20 protein-coding genes are annotated in these 25,511 nt (G+C 64.0%); 13 read left to right on the plus strand and 7 right to left on the minus strand.

What is annotated here, in order from left to right; genetic code table 11:
• Window positions 1–2: 2 nt before the first annotated feature.
• Genes hutU through hutH form a run of 3 tightly spaced genes read right to left on the minus strand, consistent with a single transcriptional unit; the run spans window position 3 to window position 3,975 of the window.
• Window positions 3–1,691 (minus strand): urocanate hydratase, encoded by a 1,689-nt coding sequence (gene hutU, locus AB1286_RS05155; RefSeq protein ID WP_430362258.1) that lies wholly within the window; start codon window positions 1,689–1,691, stop codon window positions 3–5.
• A 32-nt stretch (window positions 1,692–1,723) separates the two neighbouring features.
• Window positions 1,724–2,419, minus strand: coding sequence for a histidine utilization repressor (gene hutC, locus AB1286_RS05160; protein ID WP_430364989.1), 696 nt, complete (start codon window positions 2,417–2,419; stop codon window positions 1,724–1,726).
• Window positions 2,420–2,439: 20 nt separating this feature from the next.
• The gene (gene hutH, locus AB1286_RS05165; RefSeq protein ID WP_430362259.1) at window positions 2,440–3,975 is read right to left on the minus strand and encodes a histidine ammonia-lyase; all 1,536 of its coding nucleotides are present in this window, start codon (window positions 3,973–3,975) and stop codon (window positions 2,440–2,442) included.
• 542 nt (window positions 3,976–4,517) lie between these two features.
• Here hutH and AB1286_RS05170 point away from each other — a divergent pair.
• Window positions 4,518–4,718, plus strand: a complete 201-nt coding sequence (locus AB1286_RS05170; RefSeq protein WP_430362260.1) for a hypothetical protein — start codon at window positions 4,518–4,520, stop codon at window positions 4,716–4,718.
• A 305-nt stretch (window positions 4,719–5,023) separates the two neighbouring features.
• On the opposite strand, the gene AB1286_RS05175 is transcribed toward AB1286_RS05170, so the two are convergent.
• Window positions 5,024–6,028: an alpha/beta hydrolase family protein gene (locus AB1286_RS05175; RefSeq protein ID WP_430362261.1), complete on the minus strand. Its 1,005-nt coding sequence runs from the start codon at window positions 6,026–6,028 to the stop codon at window positions 5,024–5,026.
• 132 nt (window positions 6,029–6,160) lie between these two features.
• On the opposite strand from AB1286_RS05175, the gene AB1286_RS05180 reads away from it, so the two are divergent.
• Entirely contained in the window at window positions 6,161–7,195 is a 1,035-nt protein-coding gene (locus tag AB1286_RS05180) for a LysR substrate-binding domain-containing protein (RefSeq protein ID WP_430362262.1), read from the plus strand.
• 134 nt (window positions 7,196–7,329) lie between these two features.
• Window positions 7,330–8,034 (plus strand): ATP-binding cassette domain-containing protein, encoded by a 705-nt coding sequence (locus AB1286_RS05185; RefSeq protein ID WP_430362263.1) that lies wholly within the window; start codon window positions 7,330–7,332, stop codon window positions 8,032–8,034.
• Window positions 8,035–8,434: 400 nt separating this feature from the next.
• Here AB1286_RS05185 and AB1286_RS05190 read toward each other — a convergent pair whose 3' ends face one another.
• Complete coding sequence (locus AB1286_RS05190) at window positions 8,435–9,148, minus strand: autoinducer binding domain-containing protein (protein ID WP_430362264.1); 714 nt, start codon at window positions 9,146–9,148, stop codon at window positions 8,435–8,437.
• Window positions 9,149–9,933: 785 nt separating this feature from the next.
• Between AB1286_RS05190 and AB1286_RS05195 the strand changes: the two genes are divergently transcribed.
• Together AB1286_RS05195 and AB1286_RS05200 are read left to right on the plus strand one after the other, a co-directional pair.
• Window positions 9,934–13,056, plus strand: a complete 3,123-nt coding sequence (locus AB1286_RS05195; protein ID WP_430362265.1) for a transglycosylase domain-containing protein — start codon at window positions 9,934–9,936, stop codon at window positions 13,054–13,056.
• Window positions 13,057–13,193: 137 nt separating this feature from the next.
• Window positions 13,194–13,400, plus strand: a complete 207-nt coding sequence (locus AB1286_RS05200) for a CsbD family protein (protein ID WP_430362266.1) — start codon at window positions 13,194–13,196, stop codon at window positions 13,398–13,400.
• A gap of 58 nt (window positions 13,401–13,458) precedes the next feature.
• On the opposite strand, the gene AB1286_RS05205 is transcribed toward AB1286_RS05200, so the two are convergent.
• On the minus strand, window positions 13,459–14,361 hold the full coding sequence (locus tag AB1286_RS05205; RefSeq protein ID WP_430362267.1) for a LysR family transcriptional regulator: 903 nt from the start codon (window positions 14,359–14,361) through the stop codon (window positions 13,459–13,461).
• Window positions 14,362–14,496: 135 nt separating this feature from the next.
• Here AB1286_RS05205 and AB1286_RS05210 point away from each other — a divergent pair, with 135 nt between their 5' ends.
• The 4 genes from AB1286_RS05210 to AB1286_RS05225 all read left to right on the plus strand — a co-directional run bounded on the left by AB1286_RS05210 (window position 14,497) and on the right by AB1286_RS05225 (window position 20,314).
• On the plus strand, window positions 14,497–16,620 hold the full coding sequence (locus AB1286_RS05210) for a 3-hydroxyacyl-CoA dehydrogenase NAD-binding domain-containing protein (protein WP_430362268.1): 2,124 nt from the start codon (window positions 14,497–14,499) through the stop codon (window positions 16,618–16,620).
• A 69-nt stretch (window positions 16,621–16,689) separates the two neighbouring features.
• Window positions 16,690–17,898 (plus strand): acyl-CoA dehydrogenase family protein, encoded by a 1,209-nt coding sequence (locus AB1286_RS05215; RefSeq protein WP_430362269.1) that lies wholly within the window; start codon window positions 16,690–16,692, stop codon window positions 17,896–17,898.
• Between the two features lie 11 nt (window positions 17,899–17,909).
• On the plus strand, window positions 17,910–19,079 hold the full coding sequence (locus AB1286_RS05220; RefSeq protein WP_430362270.1) for an acyl-CoA dehydrogenase family protein: 1,170 nt from the start codon (window positions 17,910–17,912) through the stop codon (window positions 19,077–19,079).
• Window positions 19,080–19,093: 14 nt separating this feature from the next.
• On the plus strand, window positions 19,094–20,314 hold the full coding sequence (locus AB1286_RS05225; protein WP_430362271.1) for a CaiB/BaiF CoA transferase family protein: 1,221 nt from the start codon (window positions 19,094–19,096) through the stop codon (window positions 20,312–20,314).
• Window positions 20,315–20,359: 45 nt separating this feature from the next.
• Here the strand turns inward: AB1286_RS05225 and AB1286_RS05230 are convergent, their stop codons facing one another.
• Entirely contained in the window at window positions 20,360–21,223 is an 864-nt protein-coding gene (locus AB1286_RS05230) for a helix-turn-helix domain-containing protein (protein WP_430362272.1), read from the minus strand.
• A 255-nt stretch (window positions 21,224–21,478) separates the two neighbouring features.
• On the opposite strand from AB1286_RS05230, the gene AB1286_RS05235 reads away from it, so the two are divergent.
• The 4 genes from AB1286_RS05235 to AB1286_RS05250 all read left to right on the plus strand — a co-directional run bounded on the left by AB1286_RS05235 (window position 21,479) and on the right by AB1286_RS05250 (window position 25,483).
• Window positions 21,479–22,438, plus strand: a complete 960-nt coding sequence (locus AB1286_RS05235) for a sulfonate ABC transporter substrate-binding protein (protein ID WP_430362273.1) — start codon at window positions 21,479–21,481, stop codon at window positions 22,436–22,438.
• Between the two features lie 126 nt (window positions 22,439–22,564).
• The gene (gene ssuD, locus AB1286_RS05240) at window positions 22,565–23,725 is read left to right on the plus strand and encodes an FMNH2-dependent alkanesulfonate monooxygenase (RefSeq protein WP_430362274.1); all 1,161 of its coding nucleotides are present in this window, start codon (window positions 22,565–22,567) and stop codon (window positions 23,723–23,725) included.
• Between the two features lie 31 nt (window positions 23,726–23,756).
• Window positions 23,757–24,572: an aliphatic sulfonate ABC transporter permease SsuC gene (ssuC, locus tag AB1286_RS05245; protein ID WP_430364990.1), complete on the plus strand. Its 816-nt coding sequence runs from the start codon at window positions 23,757–23,759 to the stop codon at window positions 24,570–24,572.
• Window positions 24,569–25,483 carry an ATP-binding cassette domain-containing protein gene (locus AB1286_RS05250; protein ID WP_430362275.1) on the plus strand — a complete coding sequence of 305 codons (915 nt, stop codon included), beginning with the start codon at window positions 24,569–24,571 and terminating at the stop codon, window positions 25,481–25,483. The genes ssuC and AB1286_RS05250 overlap by 4 nt, the downstream gene beginning before the upstream one ends.
• Window positions 25,484–25,511 lie beyond the last annotated feature (28 nt).

The raw sequence follows: 25,511 nt of genomic DNA on the forward strand, positions 1-25,511 counted from the left end.
TGTCAGCGTCCGAGCATCGGCAGCTTCAGACCGACTTCGCGCGCCGTCTCTCGCGCCAGGTCGTATCCGGCATCGGCGTGGCGCATGATGCCCGTCGCGGGATCGTTGAAGAGCACGCGCTCGATGCGCCGGGCCGCCGCATCGGTACCGTCGCAGACGATGACCACGCCCGCGTGCTGGCTGAAGCCCATGCCCACGCCGCCGCCGTGGTGAATCGATACCCAGGTCGCGCCGCCGGCCGTATTGAGCAGCGCATTGAGCAGCGGCCAATCGGACACGGCGTCGGAGCCGTCCTTCATCGCTTCCGTCTCGCGATTGGGGCTCGCCACGGAGCCCGTATCGAGGTGATCGCGACCGATCACGATCGGCGCTTTAAGCTCGCCGCGCTTGACCATTTCGTTGAAGGCGAGACCCAACCGGTAGCGATCCTTGACGCCGACCCAGCAGATGCGTGCCGGCAATCCTTGGAAGGCGATGCGCTCGCGCGCCATGTCGAGCCAATTGTGCAGATGCGGATCGTCGGGAATCAACTCCTTGACCTTCGCATCCGTCTTGTAGATGTCTTCCGGATCGCCCGAGAGCGCCACCCAGCGGAACGGGCCCTTGCCTTCGCAAAACAGCGGCCGTACGTACGCCGGTACGAAACCGGGGAAGTCGAATGCGTTTGCGACGCCCATATCGAGCGCCATCTGCCGGATGTTGTTGCCGTAATCGAGCGTCGCCGCGCCGCGCGCTTGCAACGTCAACATGGCCTGCACCTGGCGCGCCATCGATTGCTTCGCCGGTACGACGATGCTTTGCGGATCCGTCTTTTGCCGCTCGCGCCATTGCTCGACGTTCCAGCCCTGGGGCAGATAGCCGTTGATCGGATCGTGCGCGCTCGTTTGATCGGTCACGCAATCGGGCGTGATGCCGCGCGCCACGCACGCCTCGAACACGTCGGCCGCGTTACCCACGAGGCCGACCGAGACGCTCTTGCCGCTCGCGCTCGCCTCCTCGACGATCGCCAGTGCTTCGTCGAGCGTCTTCGCCTTGCGGTCGACGTAGCGCGTCTTCAAACGGAAATCGATCCGCGTCTCGTCGCATTCGACCGCGATCATCGAAAAGCCCGCCATCGTCGCGGCCAGCGGCTGCGCCCCACCCATCCCACCGAGGCCGCCCGTCAGAATCCAGCGGCCCTTCGCCTCACCGTTGAAGTGTTGATTGGCGACCGCATAGAACGTTTCGTACGTCCCTTGGACGATCCCTTGGCTGCCGATATAAATCCAGCTGCCCGCCGTCATCTGGCCGTACATCATGAGCCCCTTGCGATCGAGTTCGTGGAAGTGATCCCACGTGGCCCAATGCGGGACGAGGTTCGAGTTCGCGAGCAATACGCGCGGCGCGTCGGGATGCGTGCGGAATACCCCGACGGGCTTGCCCGATTGGATCAAGAGTGTCTCGTCCTCTTCGAGATCCTTCAGCGAAGCGAGGATCTGGTCGAAACAATCCCAATTGCGCGCGGCGCGGCCGATGCCGCCGTAGACGACCAGCGCATGCGGATGCTCGGCCACCTCGGCGTCGAGGTTGTTCTGGATCATGCGATAAGCCGCTTCGGTCAGCCAGCTCTTGCATGTCTTCTCGGCGCCGCGCGGCGCGCGGATCGTGCGCGTCGGATCGAGACGCGGGTCGAAAGGTTTCGGATCGTTCATGAGAGTCCTCGGTTATACGGCTTTCGTGCGGCTCAAAAATGTCCGGTGAAGCGGTACCGGCTGCCGGGGTGCCAAAGGTCGGCCACCGACGCAACTTGTTCGCGCGACCAGGTGCGCCGATGCAGCACGAGACACGGCTCAGTCTCGTCCATGCGCAACTGCGCGCGCGTATCGGGTTCGGGTTGCGCGGCTTCGATCCGGTACTCCACGCGCTGCAACGGAGCGACGCGCGTCAGATACTGATTCGGCGTCACGCGCGAAAAGTCCTGCAAGGCATATTCGGGCGCAACGGCCGGATTAACCCAGCGCGCCTCGAGTTGCACCGGCTCGTCGTTCTCGAAATGCAATACGCGCGAATGGAAGACCGGACTGCCGGGCGCGACCTGCATTTCGTCGGCCAGCGCCTCGCTCGCCACCGTGGCATCGAGTTCGAGCACCTTCGCGTGATAGCGATGGCCGCGTGCGGCGATTTCATCGGAAATGCTGCGGATCGCAACGAGCGTCGATTCGTACTTGGGCCTCGCGACGAACGTACCGGCGCCCTGGACCCGCGTGAGGACCTGCTCGGCCGTCAGTTCGCGCAGCGCGCGATTCACGGTCATGCGCGCCACTTTGAACTCGCGCGCGAGCTCGTTTTCCGAGGGCACCTGATCGCCTTCCGCCCACTCGCCCGAGTGAATCCGAGCGAGGATGAAGTCTTTGATGCCCTGATACGCCGGTGCATTCACGGCCTTGACGCTGTCCATACTCAAGCGTGAGCGCTCGCTTCGGAGGCGAACGACAGCGGGCTGGCCTTTGCGATCGTGCCGTTCATGACAAGCCCGGCAATGCTGGCGATGTCGGGGGCGAAGTACCGGTCCAGATCGTAATGCGGCACATGCTCGCGCAGGGTCTGCATCACGCGTTGCAACGCGCCGCTCGTGCGGTGCGGCGCACGCAGATCCACGCCTTGCGCGGCGGCAAGCAACTCGATGGCGAGGATGTTGGCCGTGTTTTCGGCGATATCGGCCAGCTTGCGCGCGGCGAAGGTCGCCATCGACACGTGGTCTTCCTGATTGGCCGAGGTGGGCAGCGAATCGACCGACGCCGGGTGCGCGAGCGTTTTGTTCTCCGACGCCAATGCGGCGGCCGTCACGTGCGCGATCATGAAGCCCGAATTGACGCCGCCGTCTTTGACGAGGAACGGCGGCAGGCCCGACAGCGTCGCGTCGATCAGCAGTGCGATGCGGCGCTCGGCCAGCGCGCCGATTTCGGCGGCGGCCAACGCGAGGTTGTCGGCCGCGAACGCCACGGGCTCGGCGTGGAAATTCCCGCCGGAGAGCACTTCGCCCGTATCGGGAAAGACGAGCGGGTTGTCCGAGACGGCATTGGCCTCGATCAACAGTACGTCGGCCGCGTGGCGCATCTGGTCGAGACATGCGCCCATCACCTGCGGTTGGCAACGCAGGCTGTACGGGTCTTGCACCTTATCGCAATCGCGATGCGACAAGTTGATCCCCGAACCGTCGAGCAGCGCGCGGTACGCGGCCGCGGCTTCGATTTGGCCTCGGTGACCGCGCAAGGCGTGAATGCGTGCATCGAACGGCTTGACGGAACCCGCGGCCGCATCGACGGACAGCGCCCCGGCAACGAGTGCCGTGCGAAACAGATCCTCGATCGCGAACAGGTTGTAGAGGGCGAGCGCCGTCGACGCCTGCGTGCCGTTCAACAGCGCAAGGCCTTCCTTCGCTTGCAGCGATAGCGGCGCCAGGCCCGCAAGCTTGAGCCCATCGGCCGCGCTCATGCGTTCGCCGCGGGCCGTGACCTCGCCGATGCCGAGCAACACGGCCGACATATGCGCGAGCGGCGACAGATCGCCCGATGCGCCCACCGACCCTTTGACGGGAATGATCGGCAAGATGTCGGCGTTGAACAACGTCACGAGCGCATCCATCACTTCGCCGCGGATACCCGAGTGGCCCCGGCCGAGGCTCGAGAGCTTCAACGCCATCAAGAGCCGCACGACGGGCTCGGACATCGGCGCGCCTACGCCCACCGCGTGCGACAGCACCAGATTGCGTTGCAGCAGCTCGAGTTGATCGTGCGGGATGTGGGTGCTGGCCAATCGGCCGAAACCGGTATTGATGCCGTATGCCGGTTCGCCTTTAGCCGCGATATCCGCGACCGCTTTGGCGCCGGCATCGATGACGGCGCGGCTGGCGGGATCGAGCGTCAACGTGACACGTTCGCGTGCAATGCGGCGCAACTGGGGAAGCGTCAAGTGGCCCGGCGTAAGAATCATCATGGAAGGCATCCTGTGTCGACTGTGCTGTTTGTCTGTTCTGCCCGGGCAGGACGGCAGGCGGATCGCCCACCTCATGCCCCGATCTGACAGCGAGTCTAGTGTCGCCATCTTGTATAGACAAGTTGTTTTTAAAAATCTCGAACTAGGGATAACCATTAGACAGATAGGCGGTACAGATTGGCTCCGAATGCCTCAATCCGCCTACTTTTCAAGGATGCGGCGGCCGATGCGGGGAGAGGTCCGGCCCTAGAGAGAGGGCGCCGATCTTGTCTAGACAAATCAGTCCAAACCGCGTGTGCCGGCGATTTTTTCAATGCTCGACAGCTCGGCGCTTCGTACCTCGTTGGTCGAGTTCAGCTGCGGTGCGCCTCCCGTCGATGCTCGCGGGACGCAACACCGAGCGGCCATTGCAAGTGGGTACGCCTCATGCTTCATCCAGAGCGGGGCCCATCGCGAAGCCTGTCGCGTTGGGCGCGAGACCGCGCCATCGGAGGCGGCGGGCGCGCAAGCCCCGGCATCACCGAGCGATTCTTTCGACGAATATGAACAAGACGCAAGGACAACCACCGCGACTCGACCTTATCGAACTCGCACGCGAATCGGGCATGGCGGTATTGCTCGATGCGCGGATCGGCCGCGAGCAATACGTAAGCGTGAGCGGATCGCTCGCGGCACTTGCGCGCTTCGCAGACGCGGTCCGAGGCGATGCGGATGCCGACGAGTCAGGCGACGACGAACGTTGATGCGATTTCGACAAAAGCGCCCGCGACGCGCGGGCGGCATCGTGTAGCACCTCGCGCCGGCCGACGACGCGCGAGCGTCCGCGAATTTCACTCGCGCGCGGCTAGAGCATCGCTTCGATCGGCCAAAATCTCGCACTTTCTTCCCCACTCGATAGGCACCGAATCCCTTCACCGAAGGGCGTTCGACATGCGCCTACCAAATGTGCCAGTTACGGTTTCGCATAAGAATGGCTTAAATCCGGCACGATCCGATGCACTTGTTGCGAGCGCATCTAAATGGGGAATTGCCGATGAAAAAAACCGCCTCAAGCGAGCGACGAATCCACCGCGCGCTCCGCTCGCGCCGGCTGTTCGCCGGCGCTACGACGCACCGACACGCGTTCGCCCGTTGTAGCCTGCGCAAGCGAAGCGGTCTCGAGCCATTGCAGCACAATAGGCCATAGGCGCGTCTGGAATCGGCTATGGAAAAAGGCGAAATGTCCAATCGCATCCGCATCGAACGCGCTCGGTTCGAGACGCAGGTGCGTGCGCGTCTCGCAGCCTTCGAAGTAGGCGAGCAAACGCTCGATCGCGGGTATCGTGCCGAACGGATCGTCCGTGGTACTGATGGCGAGCAGCGGCGCGCGCAAGGCGGCGAATTGCCCAACGAGCTCGGCAACGCGTTCGTCGTCGAGCGCGAACGGACGCGCGCGGTAGGTGTCCTCGAGGCGGGCGCGACTCCTTGCCCAAGAACGCGCCACACCGCGAGGCGTGTCCTCCATCCAGCGCAGACGCTGCGCCGGAACGTAGCCGAAGAACGCAGCGAGCGCAGGCATGGCGATATGCCATTTGAGCAACATGGCAAGGCGATGCTCGCGCGCGTAATCGCGCCAATAGGCGTATTGGGCACCCATCGTCACCGCGCGACGAATGGTCGTGTTCGATGGGGCCATGCCGATCAGGCAACCGCCGATGCTATGCGCGACGACGTCGATCGGTTGTCCGGCGAAGCGCGTGGCGGCGAAGCGCAGCGCCGCTTCGAAATCGAGCGCGCCCCAGTCGATCCAGTTCGCCTCGAAACCGGCGAGCTTGGCGGGGCGCGATTCGCCGATGCCGCGATAGTCGTAGACCAGCACATCGCGGCCATGCGCGAAGAGGTAATCGGCGAAGCGGAAGTAGTAGCGGCACCGGACCGAGGTGGCCGAATTGACGACGACGACCGGACGCTCGCCGCAGCCGGCCTGCCATACGAAACCGCTGATCGGCGTACCGTCGGGCGCGTCGAACGTGACCTTACGGGGCACGCTCGCCTCTGCTCGCTCCTGATTCATCGTTTCTCCCTATGCCGTACTCGAAGTTTCGCACATGGACGATTCGTCGCCCATGGCTGTCAGTTCCCATTTGATCCGATGCCCCGCTTCGAATCAATTTACTTTCCTGTCACTTTCGCATGAGGTAGACGCATGGCAACGCCTCTCGTTCGACTTGCCCCGCTCGATCTAATCCGCGGCTTTGTCGCTGTCGGCCGCCGTATGAGCGTTACGCTCGCGGCGGAGGATCTGTGTCTCACGCAATCCGCCGTCAGCCGGCAGATTCATTCGCTTGAAGATGCGCTCGGCGTATCGCTGTTTCATCGCGGCTATCGTTCGATTTCCTTTACGCCGGCCGGCGAGCGCCTGTTCCGCACCGCCGACGGCGTCGTGCGCCAGTTGCAAGACGCATTCGAGGCGATCACGCGACCGACCGAGAAGCAGCCCGTGACGATCACCGCCAGCATCGGGGTGACGGCATTGTGGCTGCTCCCGCGACTGTCGGAGTTGCAGCAACGCTATCCCGCGCTCGACGTGCGTGTGGCCGCCAACGACAAGCTGCTGGACTTGCGCACCGAAAGCATCGACCTCGCGATTCGCTATGCGAGCGTGGCCGATGCCCCTGCCGGCGCCATGCGCCTGTTCGACGAAACGATCATGGCGGTCGCCAGCCCCTCGCTCGGCGTCACGCGTGTCGACGCCGATACCCTCGCCCACCATGTCCTGATCGAATTCGACGGCCTACGCCGGCCGCTACTGCGCTGGTCGGACCATTTGGGCGCCTTGGGCCTCGGCGAAATCAAGCCGCGCAGCATGCTGCACTTGAATCACTACGACCAGGTCGTGCAAGCGGCACTGGCAGGTCAAGGCATCGCGCTCGGACGCGCGGCGCTCGTCGAACCGCTGATCGCCGAAGGCAAGCTCGTGGCCATCGACACGGGCAAGGGCAAGCCCAGCGGATACGCGTACTGGCTCGTGCAGGCGGAAGCGGCTGCGCGCCAGGACGTGCGCGACGTCGCGCAGTGGATCGTCGAACAGGCGCGCAGTACGGCCGAACCGATCGTCAGCACGAGCCACCATGCGCGGCCCACCGGCGCGCCGGCCACCCAGTCGGCCGAGCACGCCGAGGGCAATGCGCTGGCGATGGAGGCAGCGTTGCCGGCCGGCGAGCGTGTCGCTCTGTCCTAGGACACGAGAGAGGCGCTGTTTACAACCTACCATTTATGGTAGTTGTCGCTTGGAAGCTCGGCGGGTGAAATCGACGGCATTCGAGTACGGCGTGCCCTGACGCACGTCGTATCCGTTTCCGGAGGTGACACCCGATGCGCATGCCTTTGCTGCAAATCGAATCGCTCGCCGCCGGTTACGGCAAAGGCGAGGTAATCGACGACATCTCGTTCGCGCTGTTCGCGGGCAGCCTCGCCTACGTGCTAGGGCCTCGCGGCGCGGGTAAAACGACGTTGTTCATGGCGATCGCGGGCATCGTCAGGCCCAAGCGCGGCGTCATACGCTTCGACGGCGAAGATCTGCGCCGCAAGCGTCCCACCGAGCTACTCGCTCGCGGCATCGCCTACGTGCCGCACAATCGATTGCTTTTCAGTTCGCTCTCGGTTCGGGAAAACCTGCTGGCTGCGGTCTGGCGCGATACCGACCGGCCGCGCGTCGAGGAGCAGGCCGAGCGACTGGCGCAGCGGCTGCCCTTCCTGAAGACGCGCGAGCATCAAAGCGCGGGCCGCCTAACCGACGGCGAGCGGCAGCTTCTCGCGATCGCCCGCGCGCTGATGTCTCGGCCGCGCCTGCTCCTGTTGGACGACCCGTTCGACGCCCTGACGCCCGCCGAAGCGGAACAAGTCGCCGGGCTTGGCGCCGAGCTCGCCGGCGAGGGGACGGCTGTGGTAATTGCGCAACGCAATGCCGAGCCCGCGCCCTGCTCGGGGGTGACCGCCTATGAGCTCGACGGCGGGCGTTTGTGCCACTCCCAAACGCTCGTCGGGCCGTCCCGTCCGAGCTTAACCACGGCATCGTGAAGGCCGATCGGTGCGACGCACGCCGGCGCGGCAGCGTCATTAGCCGAGGCCGGCGCTCGTTGATTTATTTCGAACGATTACAGGCACCCGCAGTGAACGGGACGGGTCTAGGTTTGCCCCCGCCTTCACCGACTACTGCACGCCCGTTCAATTTATTCCAATTAAGTAGCCGCGATCGGCATGAGCAATATGCAATCTGTCGCGCGCTCATTAACTCGATCGTATCGAATCGCATAGTTGCAAACTTTCACGACTTTAACCACGGAAAGAAAATTAACGAAACACCGTTTCGCGGCGCGAATGTATTGCCCAACGACAATTGTCGTCAGGCAACCCTATGCGGAGAACTTACAGCATCGTCGACATGCCTGAAACCGATTTCAACGATTAGACAGACAAGTCATTGCAATAAGCCGAGCATCGCGGCGCGAACGACTGCGGCCGTTTTGTTCGTCGTCTTCAACTTCGTGACGGCATTCTTGACGTGAAAATTCACCGTATCGACCGAGATCACGAGGATCTTCGAGATCTCGCCCGAGGTCTTGCCGTCGGCGGCCCATTTGAGCACCTCGACCTCTCGGTCGGTGAGCCCGCGTTCCGGATCGGACATCAACGTCGGCATCAACACGCGTTTGAGCGAGAGATGCGCCGTGCTGACGAGCCAACGCATCTTCACTTCGTTCTCGGCAAGCTCGACGGGCGTGAGCGGATCGTTCGAACGCGCGAGCGTGAGCATGCCGCCCACGCCGCAGCTATCGAACGCCGATTGAGCCCAGCCGTGACGCAAGCCGTACGACTGCGCCTCATGCCAGAACTCGGGCACCCCGCTGAACAGCGCATCGCTCCAGACGATGGGGGATTGCGACCGGCGTGCGTGCTGCACGGTCGGGTCGATGTCCAAATAACGCGCTTCTTGATACCGCTTCTTCCACGCTTCCGGGTAGTTGCTCAGCCACCGCATCTTCGGCTTGGACAACGGCCACGGCGCGCGCAGCCCGTACGAGCAGAACTCGAAGCCCAAACCGCTTGCCGCGGCCTCGATCTTGCTGAAGATCTCCGCATCGGAGCTCGTGTGATTCAATTCGTGCAACAGTTCCTCGGCCCAGCTTTTCATTTATGCCTCCTTGTCGTCGCGCAAGCCGTGCGAACGACCCGCGCGATACCGAAACGGCCGCGCCCGGCGGCCGGAGCATCGACATCCCGGCAAACATCCCCCGCAGCCCGGCGCAAACCGGGCCGCGTCTCTCGTATGAGACGCATGCCAAAGGCTCTTCTTTATTTCAATGCTGATACTGCGATTTGCAGCGGCTGGATTTCCACGATTTCACATCGCGCGACGCTTGTTCGGCAAACGAACGACGCGATGAAAATTGCGGACGAGGAACGGTGCCCGCCGCAGGCATACTGCGCCTGACGGTTAATCTCGCCGAGACCTCCTCGGATTGCATAAACCCCCGCTGCGGTTTTAGTCGACGCTCGCCCGCGTCGATTAAAACGAGCGTAATCATCTCACATTTTTGGCCAACGAAAATCGAACCAAAGCTCGTTTAAGCATTAAACGTTTTTGACGGGAAATTAATACCGAAAGCAATGCTGCATTGCGGCCGGAGCGTCATATTTACGCGCAATAGCGGGTGCACATAATGTACAAATGCACCGTCGATGCACCTTCGTTGGGCCGCCGAGAAGCAATGAATGAGGCGCGCGCGACCCATCGCCGGGCCTGCGCGTTGCTGATAAGGTCGGTAGAAGGACGCCGGTGCTAGCACGCGGCTCGAACGCGACAAAAAACATTCGTGCGGCAGAGCACATCATGCGGCCTCCACAGGCGTTCGGCTCGTGATTAAACTAGTACGAGCGTCGCCAGTGCGATGGCGACGCCGCCCACGGAGCCTCATCATGAATCGGCCGATCGCTCGTCTGCCCTTGCGCTACATCTCGACGATGTCGCCCGGCGCACGATGGAAATGGCTCACGTTCGTCGGCATCGCCGCGCTCGTCGGGCTCCTGGCCTACTTCATCTCGCTCGAGATGCAGACTTCGCGGCTGCAAGCCGCCTATTTTGCGCGTCTAGGTCGACAGGTAACGTTTTCAACCGAGCCGGGCCCGAGTCCCGCAATCCGCTTCCCGTCTCCGGGCGGCCCCTATGACCTACGGCTCGGCTACGCGCGTCTGCCCGACTTCGAAGCCAGATTGCGCGCGCGCGGTTACGTCGTGACGAGCCAGGCCAGGGATTCGTCGATGATGACGTCGCTCGCCGACCGTGGTTTTTTCATGCCATACGCGGAAAAGGACCAGGCCGGTCTACGCTTGTTCGATGAGCAAGGCACGCCGCTGTTCGCCGCGCGCTACCCTGCGCTCGCCTACGCCGACTTCGATTCGATTCCGCCGGTCGTCGTCAATGCGCTGACGTTCATCGAAGATCGTTATCTGCTCGACACGAGCCAACCCGATCGCAATCCGGCCATCGACTGGGGCCGATTCGCGCGGGCGCTCACCGATCAGGCGCTGCGGGTCGTGAACCGCCATCAATTGACCCCAGGGGGCAGCACGCTCGCCACGCAAACCGAAAAGTTCCGCCACTCGCCGGGCGGCCGCACGGCTACCCCGCCCGAGAAGCTGCGCCAAATCGCATCGGCATCGATTCGCGCGTATCTCGGCGGCGAAAACACCACGGCCGCGCGCAAACAGATCGTCGTCCGTTACTTGAATACAGTCCCGCTCGCCGCGCGTGCGGGCGTGGGCGAGGTCCAAGGGCTCGGCGACGGCCTGACGGCCTGGTACGGGCGCGACTTCGCCGAAGTCAACCGATTGCTGTCGCAGATCACGAGCGAAACGGGCAACGGTCCGGCCGCACCGGGCGTATTGGCGGCCGAAGCGCTCGCGTTCAAGCAAGCCCTGTCGCTGCTGATCGCGCAGCGGGCGCCGTCGTTTTATCTGGTTCGCAACCGGCCCGCGCTCGAGCGGCTGACCGACAGCTACGTGCGCGTACTCGCGGCCAACGGCGTGATTTCGGCGCCGCTGCGCGATGCAGCCCTCGCCGCTTCGCTCGATGCTCACAAGGGTGCGCCGCCGCAGCCGGCGGCATCGTTCGTCGCACGCAAGGCCGTCACGCTCGTGCGCTCGCGTTTGCAGCAAGCGCTCGGCCTCGACAGCTTTTACGACCTCGACCGGTTGGACCTGACCGTGCACTCCACGCTGAACGACTCGGTGGAGCGTGCGGTCGCCGACAAGCTCGAGGCCGCGGCCACGGTCGACGGCGCGAAAGCCGCAGGGTTATACGGCTTCGAAATGCTGCGCCCCGGCGACGATCCGTCGAAGATCTCGTTCAGTTTCGCGCTCTTCGAACACGAGAAGGACGGTCATGACGTCGTACGCGTTCAAACGGATAGCGTGAACCAGCCGTTCGACATCAACGGCGGGGCTCGGCTCAATCTGGGCTCGACCGCGAAACTACGGACAGTCATCACCTACCTGCAAATCGTATCGACGCTGCATGCGCGTTATGCCGACCTGAGCACCGTGCAATTGAAGCACGTCAACGTGGACCCGCTCGATGGGCTCTCGCGTTGGGCCGTGGACTATCTGGCGCACACGAGCGATCGGTCTTTGCCCGCCATGCTGGAGGCGGCCGTCGAACGTAAATATTCCGCCAGTCCCGGCGAAACGTTCTACACGGGCGGCGGCGCACAAACGTTCTCGAATTTCGACAAGGCCGAAAACGGACGCATCCTCACAGTGCGCGAAGCGTTCCAGCATTCGGTCAACCTCGTCTTCGTGCGGCTCATGCGCGACATCGTTCACTATGAGATGGTCCAAAGCGCCGGCCCGTCCGCCCATTGGTTCGACGATCCCGCGCTACGCCGTCGGTACCTGGACGCCTTCGTCGATCAGGAAAGTCTCGTCTATCTACACCGGTTCTTCGTGAAGTATCACGGCAAGAGCGCCGACGAGGCGATCGACACGCTCGTCGCCGACATGCGCAAGAGCCCGCCGAAACTCGCAACGGCGTTGCGCAGCGTGGCGCCGGGCGAACCGTTCCCGTGGTTTGCGGGCCGTATGCGCGACGCGCTTAAGCATACGGCCAGCGCGTCGATTTCCGATGACGATCTTGCGAAGCTTTACGAGAAGTACGCCATCGATAAATTCAACTTGAACGATCGCGGCTACATCTCGGGTGTGCATCCCATCGCGCTTTGGATGCTCGCGTATATGCGCACACATCCGAATGCGACGGAGGACGAACTGCGCAAGGCCAGCCGGGACGCACGCATCACCTCGTACAAATGGCTCTTCAAGACACGCCATCATCTGACGCAGGATCGTCGCATTCGTCACATGGTCGAGTTGCAAGCCTACGATGCGATCGGCAAGTCTTGGCGGGCGCTCGGCTATCCCTTCGAGACGATCACGCCGTCGTTCGCCGCTTCCATCGGCGCGTCCGGCGACCGCCCCGACGCCTTGGCGCACCTGATCGGGATCGTCGCGAACGAAGGCAAGTCCGATCGCGCGCAAAGCATCGACACGTTGACGTTCGCCGAGGGCACGCCGTTCGAAACGCGGTTCGGCCGTGCGCCGAGCCCGGCGAATCAAGCGATCTCGCCCGATATCGTCACGGTCGTGCGCAGCTTGCTGCACGACGTCGTCAACGGCGGCACGGGCGCGCGCCTGTCGACCGGGCTGCCGCTCGGCGACGGACGGACGCTGCCGGTGTACGGCAAAACCGGGACCGGCGACCAACGCTTCGGCGTCTACGCACGCGGCGGCCGGCTCATCGAATCGCGCAAGGTCAATCGTACCGCCGTGTTCGTGTTCGTCATCGGCGACCGGTTCTACGGCACGCTCACGGCCTATGCGCACGAGCCGTATGCCGCGCGCTACGACTATACGAGCGCAATGGCGGTTCAACTGCTCAAGTCCCTCGGTCCTTCGCTTGCCCCCGTGCTCGCGGAGGACGGCGACGTAAAGGCGCAAGCCTCCGCCGCGGACACCCGCGACGCCGGCGCGGCACAGGCTTTCTGATCGCCCGCAAACCGCATTTCCCTTCTTTGTGCTCCGTCCCCCGCGCATCGCGCGGGGCGGGCACGTGCGTTGCGGATAGAGCGATGTCGCACGTGCGGCACACCCTAAAGAGGCAACCCCCTGATAGGAGAGCTCACATGAACAAGGACCAAGTAAAGGGCGTAGCGGAAAAGATGAAGGGCAAGGTGAACCAAGCTGTCGGGAACGTGACGAACGACCCGGCTCAACAAGCCAAGGGCGACCTACAGGAAGCCGCAGGCGAGGTTCGCAAGGGTTACGGTGATGCGAAGGAAAACCTGAAGGACGAGCTCAACCGTGACCGTGACGTGAAAAAGCATCACTGATAGCGACCGTTGGGCGCGCACGCGATGTGCGCGCTCGCTGGCGGGGCGGCCCGGGCAGTCAGCCGGTCCGCCCCGCTTTTCTTGCCTGCTCCAGCACGAAATCGATGAATGCGCCTGCCGCCCGCGTCTGATGTCGATCCGGCATGTAAAGCAGGTACATATGCGTGCCGAAGATACTAAGCCGCCAAGCGTCGAGCGTCGTCACGACCTCGCCGCGCCGAATATCGTCTTGCACCACATAATCGGGCACGATGCCGACGCCCAAGCCCGCTAGGACCGCCTGACGCAAAAAGAGAAAATTTTCGGAAATCAGCGTCGGTTCGAGCAGCACCTCGTGACGCTCCTCGCCGAGATAAGCCGCGACGCGCAATTGACGGCCGACGACGGTTGCCGTAATGAGCGGCGTCGTGCGCAGCGCATCGAGCTCGGTCGGCAAGCCGTATTCGTCCGCATAGGCCCGCGAGGCGCAAGCCACGTAGCGGACGGCGCCCATATCGCGTGCGACGAGATTCTGCGGCGGCTCCGACATGACGCGCACGGCGATATCGACTTCATCGCGCAGCAAATCCTCCACGCGATTTTCGAACATGACGTCGAGCACGATGCCGGGATGCAGCCGCTTGAATTGCAGCAGCCAATCGGCCATCACGAGCTGCCCGTAGCCGCTCGGCACGGACAGGCGGACGCGACCCTGCGGCGTTCGTCCGAGCGTCTCGACGGTCTCTTGCGCCGCCTCGAGCGCCCGCCGGATCGCACGCCCGTGCTCGACGAGGCGCAGCCCCGCCTCGGTCGGCTCCACGCGCCGCGTCGTACGCCGGACCAACTGAAGGCCGAGCGTGCGCTCGAACTGATTCAGGTGGTAGCTGACATTGGCGCGCGTCATCTTCAACCGGCGCGCCGCCTCGCTGAGGTTGCCTGCCTCCAGGATTTCGACGAGCAAAGAGAGCGAATTCAGATCCATGGTTTCCAAGGCGACGGAAGGCGCACGATTCAATGTCAAGGAAATTTTTACAGTCTGTCAATTGAAGCTTTAATTGTCAATTGCGGCTATCCGATCAACAATCGCACGATCGTCCACCTTCGCTGTGCGCCCGCTATGACACTCTCTCAACAAGCCCCAGTCGTCTCCCGAACGCTGCACGGCAACGTGCTCGTCGTCACCATCGATCATCCGCCCGTCAACGCGTTGAGCGTCGATGTGCGTCGCGGCCTGGCTGACGCGATCGATGCTGCGCAAGCCGATGCTGCCGTCGGGGCGGTGCTGATCGTCGGCGCCGGCCGCAATTTCATCGCGGGGGCCGACATCCGCGAGTTCGGCAAACCGCCGTTGCCGCCCTTCCTGCCTTCGGTCTGCAACAGCATCGAAGCGTGCAACAAGCCCGTCGTTGCCGCCATTCACGGTGCGGCGCTCGGCGGCGGTCTCGAAATCGCGCTCGCCGCGCACTATCGGCTCGCCGTGCGCGGCGCCAAATTGGGACTGCCCGAAGTGCAGCTCGGGTTGCTGCCGGGTGCCGGCGGCACGCAGCGCGCACCTCGGCTCATCGGCGCGGCCCGCGCGCTCGATCTCATGCTCTCGGGCCGTCACGCGCGCGCCGAGGAAGCGCTTTCGATGGGTCTCGTCGATCGCATCGGGACGACCGACGACGTGCTCGGCGAGGGACTGGCCTACACGCGCGAATTGCTGGCGGCCAAGGCCGGCGTGCGGCCCACGCGCGCCGCGGGCGCGCTAGCCGATACCCAGGCGAGCCGCGAAGCCATCGATGCGGCGCGTCGAGACACGGCCGCCCGGTCGCGCGGACTGTTTTCGCCGATGAAGATCGTCGACGCCGTCGAAGCCGCGTTGACGCTCCCGTTCGACGAAGGCCTCGCGCTCGAGCGTCAACTGTTCATGCAGTGTCTCGAGAGTCCACAGCGCGCGGGCCTCGTCCATGCGTTCTTCGCCGAACGGGAAGTCGCCAAGGCGCCGGAAACGAAGGCCGCCTCGCCGCGCTCGATTGCGGCGGTCGGCATCGTCGGCGGCGGTACGATGGGCGCCGGCATCGCGGTGGCCGTACTCGACGCGGGGTTGCCCGTGACGATGATCGAGCGCGACGAAGCGGCGCTCGCGCGCGGCCGCGCGCATATCGAGCGCGTCTACGACGGCCTGCTCGCGAAAGGCCGGATCAAGGCCGAGGTCAAAGACGCGGCCCTTGCGCGCTTCACCGGCAGCACCGCGTACGAAGCCCTCGCGAACGTCGATCTCGTGATCGAAGCCGTCTTCGAGGACATGGCCGTGAAAAAAGCCGTCTTCGTCGAGCTCGACAAAGTCTGCAAGCCCGGCACGATTCTCGCGACGAATACGTCGTATCTCGACATCGACGAAATCGCCGGCGCGACTTCGCGCCCCTTTGACGTCGTCGGCCTGCACTTTTTCTCGCCGGCCAACATCATGAAGTTGCTCGAGATCGTCGTGCCGGCCCGCGTCGGCGCGGATGTCGTCGCCACCGCATTCGAGCTTGCCAAGCAAGTGCGCAAGGTACCGGTGCGAGCCGGCGTATGCGACGGCTTCATCGGCAATCGCCTGCTCGCGGTCTATCGCACGGCCGCCGATTATTTGACGGAGGACGGCGCCTCGCCCTACCAAATCGACCGTGCCATGCGCGAGTTCGGCTATCCGATGGGCCCGTATCAGGTCGTCGACCTGGCCGGCGGCGACATCGGCTGGGCCGCCCGCAAGCGACGCGCTCCGACGCGCGATCCACGCATGCGCTATGTCGAGATCGCCGACCGTCTCTGCGAGCGCGGCTGGTTCGGTCAGAAGACCGGACGCGGCTTCTATCTGTATAGGGAAGGCGCGCGTACCGGCACGCCCGATCCCGAGGTCGAAGCGATCATCGATAGCGAACGCACGCGTGTCGGCATCTCGCCGCGCAGCTTCACGGACGAGGAAATCGTGCGCCGCCTCATGTGCGCCGTCATCAACGAAGCCGCCAACGTCGTGCGCGAAGGCATTGCATTGCGCCCGCTCGATGTCGACGTCGCGTTGATCTACGGCTACGGCTTTCCGCGCTACCGCGGCGGCCCGATGAAATACGCGGACATGCTCGGGCTGCCGAACGTGTTGGCCGAACTCACGCGTTTGTCGCAAGAAGACGCGTTCTTCTGGCAACCGTCGCCGCTCATCGTCGAGCTCGTCGAGCGCGGCGCCGATTTCGCAAGCTTGAACGGCACGGCATCCTGACTTACCGCACGGGACGCGCGGCATCGCGCGCCCGTTACTCTCACTCGATCGTCAGCGAGGGCTTGAGCGATGGATCTGAGTTTCACGGCAGAACAAGAAGCATTTCGCCGCGAAGTACGGCGCTTTCTCGAAGAACGATTGCCCACGCGCACCGCGCACAAGGTGAAGCAAGGCCTTAGGCTGACCCGCGAAGACATGGCCGAGTGGCATGCGATTCTCAATGCGCAAGGCTGGTTCGCCAATCACTGGCCGCGCGAGTACGGCGGCACCGGTTGGAGCGCGGTCGAACGCTTCATTTTCGAGAACGAATGCGCGCTGGCCGGCGCGCCGCGCATCGTGCCGTTCGGCGTGAACATGCTGGCTCCCGTGCTGATCAAGTACGGCAGCGAAGCGCAAAAGCGCTACTACTTGCCGCGCATCCTCGACGGCACCGACTGGTGGTGCCAAGGCTACTCGGAGCCCGGCGCCGGCTCCGATCTCGCGTCGCTGACCACGCGCGCGGTACGCGGGGTCGACGCACAGGGCGAGCACTACATCGTCAACGGCCAGAAGACATGGACGACGCTCGGCCACTACGCGAACATGATGTTCTGTCTCGTGCGCACCGCGAGCGACGTTCGCAAACAAGAAGGCATCAGCTTCTTGCTGATCGATATGCGCACGCCCGGCATCGAGGTGCGCCCGATCGTCACGCTCGACGGCGAACACGAAGTCAACGAAGTATTCTTGACCGACGTACGCGTGCCGGCCGAAAACCTCATCGGCGAGGAGAACCGCGGCTGGACGTACGCCAAGTATCTGCTCACGTACGAACGCACGAACATCGCGGGCGTCGGCTTCTCGGTCGCGGCGCTCGAACGCCTCGAACAAGCGGCGGCCAAGATCATGCACGACGGGCGACCTCTCGCTAGCGACCCGCTATTCGCCGCTCGCATGGCACGCGTGGCGATCGATCTCGAGAACATGAAGACGACGAATCTGCGCACGATCGCCGCCGCCGCGGGCGGGGGCGCGCCCGGCGCGCAAAGCTCCATGCTCAAAGTGCGCGGGACCGAGATCCGCCAGGAGATCGCCTCGCTCATGCGCCGTGCATTGGGACCCTACGCCGAGCCGTTCGTCGACGAAGCGTTCGACGAGGATTACGATGGCCCCCCACTCGGCGCCGTCGATGCGCCGGACGCCGCGAAGAGCGACTTCAACAACTACAAGTTGTCGATCTTCGGCGGATCGAACGAGATTCAGAAGAACATCATCGCGAAAGCGATCCTTGAACTCTGAGAGGCGAGCTGATGAATTTCGAGTTGACCGACGAGCAACGGATGCTCGCAGACACGCTCTCGCGCTTCGTCGCCGAGCAATACGCATTCGCCACACGCGAGCGGATCGCCGCTTCGCCCGAGGGCTTCGACCGCGCGATGTGGAGGCGCTTCGGCGAACTGGGCGCGATAGGCGCCCTATTCGCCCCTGAGCACGGGGGCTTCGGCGGCACCGGCGATGACATCGCCGTGGTTTTCGAGCATCTTGGGCGAGGCCTCGTGCTCGAGCCGTTCCTCGGCGCACTCGTTGCCGGCCACGCGATCACGCTTGCCGGCAACGCCGAGCAACGGGCATGGCTGGAACGGTTGATCGAGGGCGAAGCCGTGGCCGCGTTCGCGCACGGCGAACCCGATTCGCGCTACGAACTTGCCCGCGTCGCGACGACGGCAACGCGCGCGGACGACGGCTGGCGTCTGAACGGCACGAAAGCGGTCGTGCTGTTCGGCGAGGCGGCCGATGGCGTACTCGTCTCGGCGCGCACGAGCGGCGCCGTCGATAGCGAGAGCGGAATTTCGCTGTTCTGGGTCCCGCGCGAGACGCCTGGGGTCACGGGGCGCGGCTATCCGCTCATCGACGGCGGGCGCGGTGCCGAATTACTCTTACGCGACGTGATGCTACCCGCGAACGCGCTCGTCGGTAAGCAAGACGAGGGCCTCCCGACGCTCGAAGCCGCCCTCGGCCGAGGCGTGCTCGCCTTATCGGCGCAAGGCTTGGGCGCGATGGAGACGGCCTTCGGCGCGACGCTCGAGTACCTGCGCACGCGTCGCCAGTTCGGCGTGCCGATCGGCAGTTTCCAGGCCTTGCAACACCGCATGGCCGATCTGGCGATCGATCTCGAACAATCGCGCTCGGCCGTCATCAACGCGTCGGCCGCGCTTGATGGGCCGCGCGTTGCGCGAGAGCGCGCGTTATCGGCGGCCAAGTACACGGTCGGGCGGATCGGCTCGCGCCTCTCGCGCGAAGCCGTGCAATTGCACGGCGGTATCGGCATGACGTGGGAGTTGCCGCTCGCACATTACGCGAAACGGCTCGTCATGATCGATCATCAGCTAGGCGACGAAGATCATCATTTGGCGCGCTACATCGCGCTCGGCCGTGCACCGAGCGATGAAATCGAAGCGAACGCGATCACGAACAGTTGACCCACGAGCAGGCAATGGCCGAATCGATCAAAGGCGGGGCTCCGGCTCTGCCGCTTACCGGTATCCGTGTACTCGATTTGTCGCGCGTGCTCGCCGGCCCATCGTGCGCGATGGCGCTGGCCGACCTCGGCGCCGAGGTCATCAAGGTCGAGCATCCGAGGCGCGGCGACGATACACGCGATTGGGGCTCGCGCATCGGTCAAACCGAGACGTGCTACTACAACAGCGTCAACCGCAACAAACGGTCGCTGACGCTCGATTTGCAGACCGAGCAAGGCGCACGGCTCGCACGCGAGCTGGCGCTCAAAAGCGATGTCGTCATCGAGAATTTCAAACTAGGCGGCACGCGCAAGTTCGGCCTCGACTACGAGACGCTGAGCGAGCTGCATCCCGCGCTCGTGTACTGCTCGATTTCGGGCTACGGCAGCGGTAGCCCCGAAGCGGCGCGCCCGGGCTACGACCTCGTCATTCAAGGCGAAGCAGGCTTGATGGCGCTGAACGGCGAACCGACTCAGCCGCCATTGAAATTCGGCGTGGCCGTCGTCGATCTGGTCACCGGCATGTATGCGACGCAAGCGGTGCTCGCGGCGTTGTTCGATCGGCAGCGCAGCGGCCGCGGCCGCCACGTCGAGATGGCGCTGTTCGATTGCGGTGTGGCGATCACCTCCTATTACGGGCTCGAAGCACTGCTCGCGGGGGAAGATCCGCCGCGCTACGGCAACGCGCATCCATCGATCATTCCGTACGGCGTCTTCGACGCGCAAGACGGACCGATCGTCGTTACAGTCGGCACCAACGCGCAGTTCGAACGGTTTTGCCGCGACGTCATCGAACGGCCCGACTTGGCCGAAGACGATCGTTTTCGCACGAACGTCTCGCGCGGCAAGCACCGCGACACGCTGGTCGCGGAACTCACGGGCGAATTGGCGAAGCGCCCTCGCGCAGTGCTGCTCGATCGGCTGGCGTCCGCAGGTATTCCTTGCGGCGAAGTCATGGGGCTACACGAGGCCTTGACTTCGCCGCGCGCAGTCGCCGCCCAGCTCGTTACCGAACAAGCGCATCCGATCGCGAAGACGGAGCACGTCCTCGCGCCGCCGTATCGGCTCGACGGCGAGCGCTTACCGGTTCGGCTTGCGCCGCCCGTGCTCGGCGAAGCCACCGGGGACGTGCTGCGTTCGGTGCTCGGGCTCGACGATGAGACGATCGACCGGCTCAAAGCGGAAGGCGTCGTCTAACGTCTTCCCACGGCGCGGCGTATTCTGTCGCCCGCGCCCGGGCCGTCACGCGGCCCCTTTCTCTCGCGTTGCGCGATAGGCGCGCAACGCCTCTCCCGTGGCTGCATCGGCAGGAAAGAACGCCTCGATCGCGAGTTCCGACAACGTCACATCGACGGGCGAACCGAACACGGTCGTCGTGCTGAAAAACGACAATAGGCCGATATCGGTGCGCAATCGAAACGGTACGACGACATCCGACAAAGGCGCCGGCTCACGGCTAGGCTCCGGATCGGCGCCCGCCGGTGCCGGATACGCAGCGAGCTCCTCGACAAGCGCCGCGAGTGTCGCATCGCCGCTTGCTTGAGCCTGCCGCTCCACCCGCTGCAATACATGCGCGCGCCAACCTGCCCAATCGACGATATGGGGCGCCAGGCCGTCCGGATGCAGCGACAGCCGCAGCACATTGACGGGCGCATCGAGCAAGCGCGGATCGGCACGCGCGACGAGCGGCGCCAACGCGCCGTTGGCGGCCACCTTCGTCCAGTGCCGATCGATCGCGAGCGCCGGATACGGCTCATGTCCCTGCAAGACGAGTTGGACCGCCTCGCGCGCCGCATCGAGATGCGGATCGTTCAGCTGGCGCTCGGCGTAGAGCGGTGCGTAGCCCGCGGCGACGAGCAAAGCATTGCGCGCTCGCAGCGGCACGTCGAGCTGCTCGGCCAAATGCATGAGCATCTCGCGGCTCGGTTGGGCGCGACCCGACTCGACGAAGCTGAGATGACGCGTCGAGATCTGGGCCTCCGTCGCCAAGACGAGCTGGCTCATACGGCGACGCTGACGCCACTCGCGCAGCAAATCGCCCACCGGGCGGTTCGGTCGGTGGGCGACGGGGCGAGAAGCGCGCGAAGGCGTAAAGGTCTGGTCCATGACCGCGATCATAGCGAAACGCCGCGCCCTTTCCATTACCTCGTAGGTAATCGCCGCCGACCGCGCCCTCGTGCGCTGCCGGCTTAGCCCTAGGCCGCCATAGACGCTTTTCATCGGCCGCTACGGCACTGCCTTCGATAAGGAAATCGTTATTTCTTCGTTGGCCTGGCCTTGGGGGGCTGACTAGACTGACCCTTCTCAGTCGCCGCGGGCAGCACGACCGGCACCTCTTTCATCCATTTGCCGACGCATTCCATGATTCGCTCCTCACATCGTCACGGCGCCTTCTTTTCCGGCGCACGGGCCGCCTTCGTCGCACTGCTGCTGGGCGCGTTCGCGATATCCGCTCACGCCGCCACAACCCTTCGAATCGGCTGGCAAAAAGGCAGCGATCTCTCGGTCATCAAAGCGAGAGGCGTGTTCGAACGTACGCTGGAACAACGCGGGATCGCCGTGCGCTGGATCGAGTTTCCGGCCGGCCCGCAAATGCTCGAGGCGCTGAATGTCGGCGGGATCGACCTAGGCGTCGTCGGAGAGACGCCGCCCGTCTTTGCGCAGGCCGCCAGCGACAATTTGCTTTACGTCGGGGTCGAGCCGCCCGCCCCTACCGGCGAAGCGCTTCTCGTGCCGAAATCGTCGGCGATCAAAACGCTCGCCGACCTCAAAGGCAAACGCATTGCCTTCAATCGCGGTTCGAACGTCCATTACCTGCTCGTGCGCCTGCTAGAGAAAGCCCATCTGAGCTACGACGACGTCAAGGTGACCTACCTCACCCCCTCCGACGGCTTCGCCGCATTCGAGAATGGCAATGTCGATGCTTGGGTGATCTGGGATCCGTACGCATCCGCCGCGGTGGTGAAGCTCGATGCGCGCGTGCTCGCCGACGCAAGCGGCGGCGTCGCCGACAACCACCAGTTCTACACCGCGTCACGTTCGTTCGCGCAAGCCCACGCCGATGCGCTGAAATTCGCGCTCGCCCGTATCGACGACGAAAGCCGTTGGATCGGCGCTCATCGAAAAGAGGCCGCCCAGATCGTCGCGCCGCAGATCGGCCTGCCGATCGACATCGCCGAGCGCTCGCTCAGCCACGCGTCGTACGGGGTAACCCCGCTCGACGCCGACGTCGTCGCGAGTCAGCAGCGAATCGCCGATACGTTCTTCCGTTTGAAGCTCATACCGAAGCAGATCGATATCGCGACCGCCGTCTGGCATTAGAGGACGCGGGGTGCGCTTGCGATCGCTTCATCACGAGCAGTGAAATTCAAAGCAGAAAGCGTTCGTTACGGAACGAGACGGGTAACCCATAAACTGATTCGCATCGAATAAACGTTAGGAGTACGAATGAAGGTATTTTGGTTTATTCCGACGCATGGCGACAGTCGCTATCTTGGGACGTCCGAGGGCGCTCGCGCTGCGAACTATGACTACTTCCGGCAGATCGCGGTAGCGGCCGATACTCTCGGGTACGAAGGCGTACTGTTGCCGACCGGCCGCTCGTGCGAAGACGCATGGGTCGTCGCATCGAGTTTGATACCGGCGACCCAGCGACTCAAATTCCTCGTGGCGATCCGCCCCGGCCTGACCTCCCCCGGCTTATCGGCGCGCATGGCGGCAACCTTCGACCGGCTGTCCGCCGGACGTCTCTTGATCAATGTCGTAACGGGTGGCGACGCAGCGGAATTGGCCGGCGACGGCGTCTTCGTCGATCACGATACGCGCTACGAGATTACCGACGAGTTCTTGCACATTTGGCGCGATCTGATCGCGGGCGCGCATGAAGGAAAGAGCATCGATCGCGACGGACGGCATCTGAGCACGAAAGGCGGGAAGCTGCTTTATCCGAGCGTGCAGCGCCCGCATCCCCCGCTTTGGTTCGGCGGGTCGTCGCCGGCGGCTCATCGGATCGCCGCCGAGCATATCGATACCTACCTCACATGGGGCGAGCCGCCCGCGGCGGTCGCCGAGAAAATCGCCGAGGTGCGCGCGCTCGCCGCGGCCCGTGGGAGGACGGTGAAGTTCGGCATTCGATTGCATGTCATCGCCCGCGAGACGGAACAAGAAGCCTGGCAGGATGCCGAGCGGCTTATCAGCCGCTTAGACGACGCCACGATCGCACGCGCGCAGCAGGCTTTCGCAAACATGGATTCGGAGGGTCAGCGCCGGATGGCCGCACTGCATGGCGGCCGGCGCGGCTCGCGCGAAACGCTCGAGGTCTATCCGAATCTATGGGCAGGCGTCGGCCTTGTGCGCGGCGGCGCAGGAACGGCACTCGTCGGCAGTGCGGTGCAAGTCGCCCAGCGCATGCGCGAGTATGCGCAACTCGGGATCGAGACCTTCATCTTGTCCGGCTATCCGCATCTCGAGGAATCGTATCGATTCGCGGAGCTCGTCTTTCCGCTGATCGGCGTCGGCGACGGCCGCTCGACATCGAACGGGCCGCTGTCCGGTCCCTTCGGCGAAGTCGTCGGCAACAGCTACCTGCCGCAAGCGAGCCAAAGCTGAAGGAGAGCAAGACGTGACGAGAACTCGATCGATCCTTCTCGCGCTCGGCAGCGTCCGCCTTGACCAGAGCGCGCATCGCGTTGCGCGCGCAACGGCGCCGTGGCTCCTGCCAGCGGCGCTCCTCGTGTGTTGGGAGGCGGCGGCGCGTTCGGGAATGCTGTCGGCGCGCGTACTGCCGGAGCCCATTGCCGTCTTACGTGCCGCATGGGCGCTTATGCGCTCGGGCGTCATGTGGGACGACGTCAAAGTGAGCGCGGGCCGTGCACTCGGTGGGCTGGCCATCGGCGGCGGCGTCGGCCTCATGCTTGGGCTGCTCACCGGACTGTCGAAAACCGCCGATGTCGTGCTCGATTCGACGATCCAAATGATCCGCAACATCCCGGTACTCGCGACGATCCCGCTCGTGATTTTGTGGTTCGGCATCGACGAGAGCGCCAAGCTCTTTCTCGTCGCGCTCGGTGTGTTCTTCCCGATCTATATCAACACCTATCACGGGATCCGTGCCGTCGACGCGGGCCTCGTCGAGATGGCGAAAAGCTATGGGTTAAAGGGCTTCGCGCTGTATCGCGACGTCATCGTCCCGGGCGCCCTACCGTCGATCTTGGTCGGCGTGCGGTTCGCGCTCGGCCTCATGTGGGTGATGCTGATCGTCGCCGAGACCGTCTCCGCTCAGGAAGGTATCGGATATATGACGATGAACGCGCGCGAGTTCATGCAGACCGACGTCGTCGTGGTCGGCATCCTGCTTTACGCGGTGCTTGGCAAGCTCGCCGATGTACTCGCGAAAGGACTCGAGCGCGTGCTATTGCGTTGGCACCCGGCCTACCTAGCGGGAGAAGCAGCATGACAGGAACGATTTTGGCCGCGTCCTTCGGCGCGATCGCGGGCGCCGACCTTGAATCCGAACTCGTATCGCCGAGGCCCGCCAAGGTCCGCGAGACAATCGACGCCACCTCCACCGCCCGGCGGCGTACGACCGAGCACGAGCTTCCCGCTTCCGTCGCCGTCGAACTACGCGGCGTCGGCAAGCGCTATGGCGATCGAGTCGTCTTGGACGGCATCGACCTATCGATCGCGCGCGGCAGCTTCGTCGCGATCGTCGGTCGTAGCGGATGCGGAAAATCCACGCTACTGCGCATCGTCGCGGGGTTGGAGACGACCAGCGCGGGCACGATCATGAAGTCCGGCGAACGGGGCGGCACGCTCGATACGCGAATCATGTATCAAGACGCACGCCTGCTGCCATGGAAATCGGTACTCGATAACGTCATGCTCGGGCTCGGGCGCGCCTCGCGCGACGATGCGCGCGGCGCGCTCGCCGACGTGGGTCTGCTCGCACGCGCGAACGACTGGCCGATGCAACTCTCCGGCGGCCAGCGGCAGCGCATCGCGCTTGCTCGTGCGCTCGTGCATCGGCCGCAGTTGCTGCTACTCGACGAGCCGCTGGGCGCGCTCGATGCGTTGACCCGCATCGAGATGCATGCGCTTATCGAACGCTTGCGCGTGGAACACCGGTTTACAGCGCTGCTTGTGACACACGACGTGCAAGAAGCCGTTGCGCTGGGCGATCGCATCATCCTGCTGGAACGCGGTCGGGTCACGTGGGACGAGCCTGTCGATTTAGTCAAACCGAGGACCCGCGTTTCGCCGCGCTTCGCGCAAATCGAAGACCGCGTTCTTTCTCGGTTGCTTGGGGACCGCCAAGCAACCGAGAACGCACCTCATCGTTGCATGGAGGCGTTCGATCTCCATCGATAAAAGACCAAGGAAACGCCCCTAACCCCTC

It is taken from the genome of Trinickia sp. NRRL B-1857 (genome assembly GCF_050470685.1).
Taxonomy (GTDB): Bacteria; Pseudomonadota; Gammaproteobacteria; order Burkholderiales; family Burkholderiaceae; genus Trinickia.

Bases quoted from the DNA above. Each gene is read 5' to 3' on its own strand.
- AB1286_RS05220 (WP_430362270.1), top strand. From the start codon at position 17,910: ATGAATTTCGAGTTGACCGACGAGCAACGGATGCTCGCAGACACGCTC.
- AB1286_RS05210 (WP_430362268.1), top strand. From the start codon at position 14,497: ATGACACTCTCTCAACAAGCCCCAGTCGTCTCCCGAACGCTGCACGGC.
- hutU (WP_430362258.1), bottom strand. From the start codon at position 1,691: ATGAACGATCCGAAACCTTTCGACCCGCGTCTCGATCCGACGCGCACG.
- AB1286_RS05170 (WP_430362260.1), top strand. From the start codon at position 4,518: ATGAACAAGACGCAAGGACAACCACCGCGACTCGACCTTATCGAACTC.
- AB1286_RS05250 (WP_430362275.1), top strand. From the start codon at position 24,569: ATGACAGGAACGATTTTGGCCGCGTCCTTCGGCGCGATCGCGGGCGCC.
- AB1286_RS05215 (WP_430362269.1), top strand. From the start codon at position 16,690: ATGGATCTGAGTTTCACGGCAGAACAAGAAGCATTTCGCCGCGAAGTA.
- AB1286_RS05195 (WP_430362265.1), top strand. From the start codon at position 9,934: ATGAATCGGCCGATCGCTCGTCTGCCCTTGCGCTACATCTCGACGATG.
- AB1286_RS05225 (WP_430362271.1), top strand. From the start codon at position 19,094: ATGGCCGAATCGATCAAAGGCGGGGCTCCGGCTCTGCCGCTTACCGGT.
- AB1286_RS05185 (WP_430362263.1), top strand. From the start codon at position 7,330: ATGCGCATGCCTTTGCTGCAAATCGAATCGCTCGCCGCCGGTTACGGC.
- AB1286_RS05175 (WP_430362261.1), bottom strand. From the start codon at position 6,028: ATGAATCAGGAGCGAGCAGAGGCGAGCGTGCCCCGTAAGGTCACGTTC.
- AB1286_RS05200 (WP_430362266.1), top strand. From the start codon at position 13,194: ATGAACAAGGACCAAGTAAAGGGCGTAGCGGAAAAGATGAAGGGCAAG.
- AB1286_RS05230 (WP_430362272.1), bottom strand. From the start codon at position 21,223: ATGGACCAGACCTTTACGCCTTCGCGCGCTTCTCGCCCCGTCGCCCAC.
- ssuD (WP_430362274.1), top strand. From the start codon at position 22,565: ATGAAGGTATTTTGGTTTATTCCGACGCATGGCGACAGTCGCTATCTT.
- AB1286_RS05235 (WP_430362273.1), top strand. From the start codon at position 21,479: ATGATTCGCTCCTCACATCGTCACGGCGCCTTCTTTTCCGGCGCACGG.
- AB1286_RS05205 (WP_430362267.1), bottom strand. From the start codon at position 14,361: ATGGATCTGAATTCGCTCTCTTTGCTCGTCGAAATCCTGGAGGCAGGC.
- AB1286_RS05180 (WP_430362262.1), top strand. From the start codon at position 6,161: ATGGCAACGCCTCTCGTTCGACTTGCCCCGCTCGATCTAATCCGCGGC.
- hutH (WP_430362259.1), bottom strand. From the start codon at position 3,975: ATGATGATTCTTACGCCGGGCCACTTGACGCTTCCCCAGTTGCGCCGC.
- AB1286_RS05190 (WP_430362264.1), bottom strand. From the start codon at position 9,148: ATGAAAAGCTGGGCCGAGGAACTGTTGCACGAATTGAATCACACGAGC.